This is a genomic window from Allobosea sp. FBZP-16, from assembly GCF_002831785.1.
GTDB lineage: Bacteria > Pseudomonadota > Alphaproteobacteria > Rhizobiales > Beijerinckiaceae > Allobosea > Allobosea lupini.
The window spans coordinates 24,146-31,688 of the sequence record NZ_LNCQ01000041.1 but is presented as its reverse complement, the minus strand read 5'-3'; the positions used below and the strand labels follow the sequence as shown (position 1 = coordinate 31,688).

At 68.7% G+C, this 7,543-nt stretch carries 8 protein-coding genes; all 8 read right to left on the bottom strand.

The window, feature by feature from the left end:
- A partial coding sequence (locus CXY91_RS21185) for a GNAT family N-acetyltransferase (protein WP_100963143.1) occupies positions 1–748 on the bottom strand: 748 nt, incomplete at its 3' end.
- A gap of 10 nt (positions 749–758) precedes the next feature.
- Entirely contained in the window at positions 759–1,280 is a 522-nt protein-coding gene (locus tag CXY91_RS21180; protein ID WP_100963142.1) for a hypothetical protein, read from the bottom strand.
- A 12-nt stretch (positions 1,281–1,292) separates the two neighbouring features.
- Positions 1,293–2,222, bottom strand: coding sequence for a nucleoside hydrolase (locus CXY91_RS21175; protein WP_100963141.1), 930 nt, complete (start codon positions 2,220–2,222; stop codon positions 1,293–1,295).
- 1 nt (position 2,223) lies between these two features.
- Entirely contained in the window at positions 2,224–2,985 is a 762-nt protein-coding gene (locus tag CXY91_RS21170) for an ATP-binding cassette domain-containing protein (protein ID WP_091834526.1), read from the bottom strand.
- A 184-nt stretch (positions 2,986–3,169) separates the two neighbouring features.
- Positions 3,170–4,111 (bottom strand): sugar ABC transporter substrate-binding protein, encoded by a 942-nt coding sequence (locus tag CXY91_RS21165; protein WP_100963140.1) that lies wholly within the window; start codon positions 4,109–4,111, stop codon positions 3,170–3,172.
- 33 nt (positions 4,112–4,144) lie between these two features.
- The gene (locus tag CXY91_RS21160) at positions 4,145–5,086 is read right to left on the bottom strand and encodes an ABC transporter permease (protein ID WP_100963139.1); all 942 of its coding nucleotides are present in this window, start codon (positions 5,084–5,086) and stop codon (positions 4,145–4,147) included.
- A gap of 2 nt (positions 5,087–5,088) precedes the next feature.
- Complete coding sequence (locus CXY91_RS21155) at positions 5,089–5,868, bottom strand: SDR family NAD(P)-dependent oxidoreductase (protein ID WP_158673532.1); 780 nt, start codon at positions 5,866–5,868, stop codon at positions 5,089–5,091.
- Between the two features lie 121 nt (positions 5,869–5,989).
- Positions 5,990–7,534: a xylulokinase gene (locus CXY91_RS21150; RefSeq protein WP_100963137.1), complete on the bottom strand. Its 1,545-nt coding sequence runs from the start codon at positions 7,532–7,534 to the stop codon at positions 5,990–5,992.
- Positions 7,535–7,543 lie beyond the last annotated feature (9 nt).

Genomic DNA, 7,543 nt, shown 5'->3' with positions numbered 1-7,543 from the left:
GGCCGCATTCGCTCAGCCAGGCGCCGAGGCCGCTGCGGGCGGGCACGTCGATGCGGACGAGATCGCCGCGGCGCGCCGTCAGCAGCGCCGCGATCAAACTGCAGGCGGCGGCGTCATCGACCGCCGCGACCGGGCCGATCAGCCAGCCGCGGCCATGGCGGCGCAGAAAGCCGAAGCCGGCCGGCGCGCCACTGCGCTCGATCAGGATCGCATGGCCCCGCGTCAGCAGCGCCTCGAGGACGGGTGCACGCGGCAGGCCGGTCGCCTCGCCGTCAAGCTGTGCCAGCAGCGGCAGATCGGCAGCGGCGGCCGGGCGCATGATCTCGTTCGCCGCGAGAACGGGCGCCGCGAGTTCCGGCCAGTCGCCCTGGTGCTGGCGGACCTCGTCGATGGCGATGAAGCCGTAGCGGGCATAGAGCGGCTCGCCCTGCGGCGTGGCGACGAGACCGAGCGTGCGCCCCTCCGTCGCCGCGATCAGCCGCTCGACCAAGAGCTTGCCGATGCCCTGGCCTTGTTGGTCCGGGGCGACGATGATCGTGCCGAGCGTCGCATGGCTCGCACCGAACCCCCACCAGAGCCCGATAGCGACGACCTCGTCCTCGATCGACAGGGTGAAGCCCTGCCCCAGCGACAGCGCGAACTCCCAATCCTCGCGCCGATGCGGCCACCCGACCGCGTCCGAGAGCCGCCGGCAGGCCTCGGCATCGGCGAGGCTGGCGGGGCGGAGCGTCAGCTGGAGCGGCTGCATTGGCCGGCCCTCAGCGACAGAATTCGGCACAGCCGGACTGCCAGAACGGCGCCTGGCCATCGAGTTCCGGCATCGAGGGGCGCGGCTTGGCACCCGGGAGATCGGTGGGCACCGGCACGACCAGCTCCCACCAGCGATGGGCACATTGCGAGCGGAAGGCCATCTGGTCGCTGATCGAGGTGTTCTCGCGCGCCAGCACCGCATCGAGCGCATCGCACGCATGGCGCAGCGCGGCGTCGTTCCCGTCACCGGGCTCGTTCGCATAATCGTGGAAAGCGGCGGTGAAGGCTTCCATCTCGCGGGCGATATGCGGCCAGTCCTGACGGCCGAGATTCCAGGCGTCCATCCATTCGCGCACCACCGTCTCGACCGCCTCGGTTTTCGGCTTGCCGGCGACCTTGCGGGCCGTGGTCAGCATGTGGCGCATCAGTTCGGCGCGGGCGTGGAGCTGGCGGGCGGCGAGCGCGGCCGTCTGCATCGCCAGAATCGCACGCTCGGCTTCGAGCTGCAGCTCCTCGACGAAATGGGCCATTTCCGCCTCCAGTCAGGGCAACGTTGCGAGCCGGTCGAACAGGCGCTGGAACAGCGCGTCCGCCTCGACGCTCGCGACGACATGGGCATTGGCCGGCCGCTTGAGACGGCCGTTCCAGTCGATCGTGGTGCGGCCACGCAAGGGGCCATCGCCGGTCTCGACCTCGACGAAACAGTCGCGCCCCGTAAAGAGTTCCGGCCAGAGCAGGAAGGCGATGACGCAAGGGTCGTGCATCGGATGGCCGGCGGTGCCGAGCCCGCCGGGTCGCGGACGGGTCAGCATGCCATGGACGACCTTGCCGACCGCGTTGCCGAACGTGAGCAGGCGCGCGACCTGTGCATGTGAGGCGACCGCTTGATGGGTGACGCCGAGCCCGAACATCACCATCGGCCGGCCGCAGCCGAAGACGATCGCGGCGGCGTGCGGATCGACATGCACGTTGAACTCGGCCGCCGGGGTGATGTTGCCGAGCGCCAGCGCCCCGCCCATCAGCACAATGCGCTTCACCTTGGGCAGCACGTCCGGCGCCAGCCGGAAGGCCAAAGCGAGATTGGTCAGCGGGCCGAGCGGGCAGAGCGTGACGCTGTCGTCGGGCGCGGCGCGTAAGATCGCGATCAGTGCGTCGACGGCATGGATTGGGCTAGCTTTGCCGCGAGCCGGCGGCAGGTCGGCGCCCGCCAGCCCGTCGGGTCCGCAGACGAATTCGGCGGTCGAAAGCGGGAAGAGCAGCGGCCGGTCGGCGCCGGCATGAACCGGCACGTCCTCACGGCCGGCGAGCTCGCGGATGCGCAGTGCGTTCGCCGTGGTCAGCCCCAGCGGGACATTGCCGGCAACGGTGGTGACCGCCTTGAGGTAGAGCTCCGGGCTGGCGAAGGCGAGCAGCAGGGCGACCGCGTCGTCCTGGCCGGGATCGGTGTCGATGACGATCGTTTCGCCCGCCATCTCAGGCGGCTCTCGCGTTGCCGGCCATGATCATGCGGCTGAGATCGTCGGCGGAGAGGTCGCCGAGCGGCTGGTCGACATATTTGCGGCCAGCGCCCATGATCACCACCCGGTCGGCGAGCGCGACGACATCGCGCATATTGTGGCTGATGAGCAGCACCGTCCTGCCGTCGGCCTTGAGCTTGCGTATCAGGTCGAGGACGAGGGCAGTCTCCTTCACGCCGAGCGCCGCCGTCGGCTCGTCCATGATGATGATCTCGGCCTTCCAGCGCAAAGCGCGCGAGATCGCGACCGCCTGGCGCTGGCCGCCCGAGAGCCGCTCGACCGGGCGGTCCATGTCCTCGACCGTGACCGAGAGCTGCTTGAGGAAGCCGCGCGCCTCCTGCGCCATCCTTTTCTTGTCGAGGACGCGCAGGAAGGGCAGCAGCAGCGGCCGCGTCAGCTCCGAGCCCATGAAGACGTTCTGGGCAATCGAGAGCCGCGGCGCCAGAGCGAGGTCCTGGTAGATCGTCGCGACGCCATGGCTCAGCGCATCATGCGGCGAGGCGAAGACGACGGTCTTGCCGCGCATCTGGAGCGTCCCCGAGGTCGCCTCCTCGGCGCCGGAGATCACCTTGATCAGGCTCGACTTGCCGGCGCCGTTGTCGCCGCAGATCGCGACGACCTCGCCGGCAAAGATGTCGAGATCGACCTCGCGCACCGCCACGACCGGGCCGTAGCTCTTGCCGATGCCGCGAAGCGAGAGGAGGGGTGTGGCGGTCATCGGGAAGCTCTCCTTCCTTCTCCCCTCGGGGGAGAAGGTGGCAGCGCGCAGCGCTGACGGATGAGGGAAGTCAGGCGCGACCCGACTACCATCGTACCCAGTCGTACCGCCCTCATCCGTCTGCTTCGCAGACACCTTCTCCCCCCAGGGGAGAAGGGATGCGCGCTTGGGCGGAGCGACGGTTTCACTTCAGGAACTGCTGGACGTTGTTCTTGTCCACCAGGACCGCGTCGGTGAAGAGATACGGGCCCGAAGTGATCGTCTCCTTGGGCTTCTTGTCGACGACGATCGCCTGGATCGCGTCGACCGCCTGCTTGCCCATCTCCTCGAACGGGATCGAGACGGTGGCGGTGAAGGTCGAGGCCGGGTCGGCGATGCGGGCATAGGTCTCCTTGCCGCCATCGACCGAGACCAGCGGGATCTGGCCCTTCTTGATCCCTTGAGCCTGCAGCAGGTCGTCGATGATGTAGGCCTGGCCGTCGAACGAGGCCCAGATGCCGTTGATCTTGCCCTGGTTCTGCAGCAGCAGCGCCTGCATGCCGGCGCGGACATCGTCGCGCCAGCTCTGGGTGCGGGCCATCGAGAACTTGCCGAGCTCCTTCACTGCCTGGTTCTCGGAAAGCACAACGTCGAGCAGCTTGCCGCGGATACGCGAGGCGACGTTGAGGTCGAAGCGGGCGGTGACGATGTTGCCCTGGTAGCCGAGCTGGCCGAGCAGATAGAGCGCGGCCTCGGCACCGACCTTGTACTCATTGGTCTGGATATCGAAAAGCGCATGCGGGCTTGAACCCGACTGCACTGTGATGACGGGGATCTTGGCGTCCTTGGCCGCCTTGAACTGGGCGTCGGCCTCGACCGGCTTGCCCATGGCGATGATGATCGCATCGACCTTCTTGGCGATCAGCGCGTCGAACTGCTCGGCATGCTTGGGCAGCGCACCTTCCGAGTTCAGCAGCGTGACGTTCCAGCCCTTGGCCTTGGCTGCCGCGGCGGCGGCATTGGCGACGCGGGCATGCGTCTCCGACGAGAACTGGAAGCCGATCACGCCGAGCTCGAAGGCCCAAGCCCCCTGAACCATCGCGACGACGGCGGCCGCCGCCAGCAGAAGCTTCCTCAAACCGACCATGACGACCTCTCCCCTCGTTGTCGTTGTGAACTGTCAGACCTTGAACGCCGCCTTCTTCAACGCGCTGGCCGAGAAGGCGACCGAACCGATGATGATGACGCCGAGAACGATGTCCTGAACGTAATAGGCTGCGCCCATCAGCACCAAGCCGTTGCCGAGCACCTTGAGCACCAGAGCGGCAAAGACCGTGCCGGGAATGTTGGGCTTGCCGGGCTCGAACATGGTCATCCCCAGCAGCACGGCGGCGATGGCGTAGAGCAGGTAGTCGCCGGCCATGTTCGGCGCGGCGGAGGACAGGTTTGCGGCAAGCAGCACGGCGGTGATGCCGGCGCAGAGCCCGGTCAGCAACAGGCCGATGCGCTTCATCCTGTTGGTGGCGATGCCGGAAAGCCGGGCCGCCTCGTCAGCCTCGCCGGTCGCGACCATATGGGCGCCGGTGCGGGTCCATTTGATCAGGCCATAGGTCAGGAGCGTGACCGCGGTGAGCCAGAGCACGAGATTGGGGATGCCGAAGCTGTAGCCGCGCGCCAGCCCGGTAAAGCCGGTCGGCCAGCGCCCGACGAAGGCGACGCCCTGCGTGATCATGAAGGCGAAGCCCTTGGCGATCGCCGCGATGCCGAGCGTCATGATCAGCGAAGGCACGCGCAGCACCGTGACGCCATAGCCATTGGCCGCGCCGCAAAGGAGCCCGACCAGCAGCCCCGCTGTGACGGCGAGCGCGGGATGCTGCTGTCCCTGGATGAGCCAGCCGGTGACGACGGCCGACAGGCTCGCGACCTCGGCGATCGAGAGGTCGAGTTCGGAGACGATCAGGGCGAGCGTGAAGCCGAGCGCCAGGATGGCGAGGAAGCTCGTATCCTTCAGCACGTTGATGACGTTCATCGTCGTCGCGAAGTTCGGCGCGAAGGCGACGAAGAAGACGATCAGGACGAGGCCGGCGAGCGCGGTGCCGTAGCGGCCGATGATCTCGCGCATCGTCAGGCGTTTCCCTTGGCAATCGCCGAGATCGGCGAGAGGATCTCGATGCCGCCGGTGACCGGAATCAGCGCGCCGGTGACGAAGGCGGCAGCCGGCGAGAGCAGGAAGGCGATGACGCCCGCAACATCCTCGGGACGGCCGAGCCGCCCAAGCGGGGTACGCTGCGAGGCTCCTTCGACCAGCGCATTGAACTGACTGGCGAAGCCGCCGCGCACCATCGGCGTGTCGATGATCCCCGGCGCGACCGCGTTGACGCGGATGGCATGGCGGCCGAGCTGCTGGGCCATGCCGTAGGTCAGCGTCGCCACGCCACCCTTGGCCGAGCCATAGGCGAGGTTGGCGCCGCCATTGCTATGCGCGATCGACGAGATGTGGACGATCGCCCCGCCCTCGCCCTGCTCGATCATGCGCCGAGCGGCAGCCTTGGAGACGCGGAAGACGGCCGACAGGTTGATGTCGACGAGCTTGTCCCATTCCTCGTCCTCCATCTCGACCAGCGGCACCGGCCGCGAGGCGCCGGCGCCGGTCACAAGATTGTCGAGGCGACCGAAGCGCTCCACGGCCAGCTCGACCAGCGCACCGGCGAGATCACGGTCCCGGACATCGCCGGTCATGGCGGCGACGTCCGCGCCCTCGGCCTGGAGACGCTCCGCCAGCTCGACCAGCGGGCCTCCCTCCAGCCCCGAGAGGACGAGCCTGTGCGCCGGTGCCAGCGTCATCGCGAGTGCGCTGCCGATGCCACCGGAGGCGCCGGTGAGCAGGGTGACGGGCTTGGGCATCAGCCGGCCCTGCCGACGACCGGGGAGAGACGAAACGCGACGGCGCGGCAGGAACGCGGCATGGACCTCTCTCGGGAGATTGGTTCCATCTGGGTAAGGCGCAAGCGCCCCAGCCGCAACGTCAATCGGCGTGCAGGTCTGCGGCCGCAGACGCATGGCGCGCGAGACAAGCGAGCGGCTCACCATCCTGCGCAGCAACGACGAGATCGCGGGAGATCGGCGCCAGCGCCATCTCGGCCCGGCGGAACAGGGCGAAAAGCGCATCATAGGCCGGCTTGCGAGCGGGATCGGGCTCGAAGCGGCGGGCGACCGTGACGAGCGCCTGCTGGGCTTCAGCAAGCGAGCCGAAACGGCCGAGCCCCGCGAAGGCGATGATCGCTGCGCCGAGCAGACCGGGTTCCTTCGAGGCTGCCACGACGACCGGGCGACCGCAGAGGTCGGCCTTGATCTGGCTCCAGACCGGATTGGCGGCGGCCCCACCGCCGAAACGGATTTCGCTCGCAGCGCTGCCGAGCGCGGCTTCGGCCCGTTCCAGCACGATCCGGTTGAGGCAGGCGACGCCCTCCAGCACCGCGAAGGCCAGGTCGGTCGGTCCATGCCGGCGATTCAAGCCGACGAGCGCGCCACGCAAGGACGGGTCCCAATAGGGCACGCGCTCGCCCTGGAGATAGGGCAGAAAGAGCAGCGGCTGCGGCTGGCGCGACCCTGAGAGCAGCGCGTCGATCTCCTGTCCGACGGCTGCGCCATCGCGGCCGAGCAGCGCCAGCAGCCAGGAGACGGTATCGGCGCCGGTCTGGCTGGGGCCGCCGAGCTGGAACAGCCCGCGCCAGTCGACGGTGAGGAGGCCTTCCGCCCGTGCCGGTTTGCGGCCGACCACCCCGAGCACCTCGGTGGTGCCGGAGATGTTGTAGGCGAAGCCGTCGCGCATGGCGCCGAGGCCGACCACCGCAGCCCAGGTGTCGTTCGAGGCGCAGAACACCGGCTTGCCGGCGAGACGATCGAGCGGCGCGGGCAGGCCGTGCTGGACCGGGCCGACCTGCTCCCAGGGCTCCAGCATCGCCGGCAGGATCGCAGCCGGGATGCCCACAGCCGCCAGGAGATGGCTGCCTTCATGCCAAGCTGCCGCGGCCAGCAATCGCGCCATCGAGACGGGGTCGCTCGCCTGCCGGCCGGTCAGGCGGAAGTTCAGGTAGTCCTTCGGCTCGAGCAGGCAGGCGAGTTTGCCAAAAACCTCCGGCTCCTGCTCGCGCAGCCAGGCGAGGCGCGCCAGCGGATGGAACGCGTTGACCCCGGCGCTCTCGGGATGGGCCGCGTCCAGCTCCTCGCGCAAACGCGCCGCGAGCGCATCGGCGCGCGTATCCTTCCAAGTCATCGCTGGACGCAGCGAATTGCCATCCCGGTCGAGCAAAACTTGCGTGCGGGTGACGCCGCAGATCGCGACAGCCTCGACCGCATCGAACAGCGCCGCTGCTTCCGCCGCCAACCCGGCACAAGCCTCGACCAGCAGGCCCCACCAGGCTTCGGCGTCGATTTCCGAGGCGCCTGAGAGATCATCGCGGCTCGCCGGCCCGGCAATGGCGTGCTGGGCGCGGATCGCGCCGGTGTCATCGACGAGGGCGGCGCGGAAGGACGTGCCGCCGAGATCGCAGGCGAGGACGATGCTCATGTCCCCGCC

Coding starts and splice junctions, on each gene's coding strand:
- CXY91_RS21180 (WP_100963142.1), bottom strand. CDS start 1,280: ATGGCCCATTTCGTCGAGGAGCTGCAGCTCGAAGCCGAGCGTGCGATT.
- CXY91_RS21175 (WP_100963141.1), bottom strand. CDS start 2,222: ATGGCGGGCGAAACGATCGTCATCGACACCGATCCCGGCCAGGACGAC.
- CXY91_RS21170 (WP_091834526.1), bottom strand. CDS start 2,985: ATGACCGCCACACCCCTCCTCTCGCTTCGCGGCATCGGCAAGAGCTAC.
- CXY91_RS21165 (WP_100963140.1), bottom strand. CDS start 4,111: ATGGTCGGTTTGAGGAAGCTTCTGCTGGCGGCGGCCGCCGTCGTCGCG.
- CXY91_RS21160 (WP_100963139.1), bottom strand. CDS start 5,086: ATGCGCGAGATCATCGGCCGCTACGGCACCGCGCTCGCCGGCCTCGTC.
- CXY91_RS21155 (WP_158673532.1), bottom strand. CDS start 5,868: ATGCCCAAGCCCGTCACCCTGCTCACCGGCGCCTCCGGTGGCATCGGC.
- CXY91_RS21150 (WP_100963137.1), bottom strand. CDS start 7,534: ATGAGCATCGTCCTCGCCTGCGATCTCGGCGGCACGTCCTTCCGCGCC.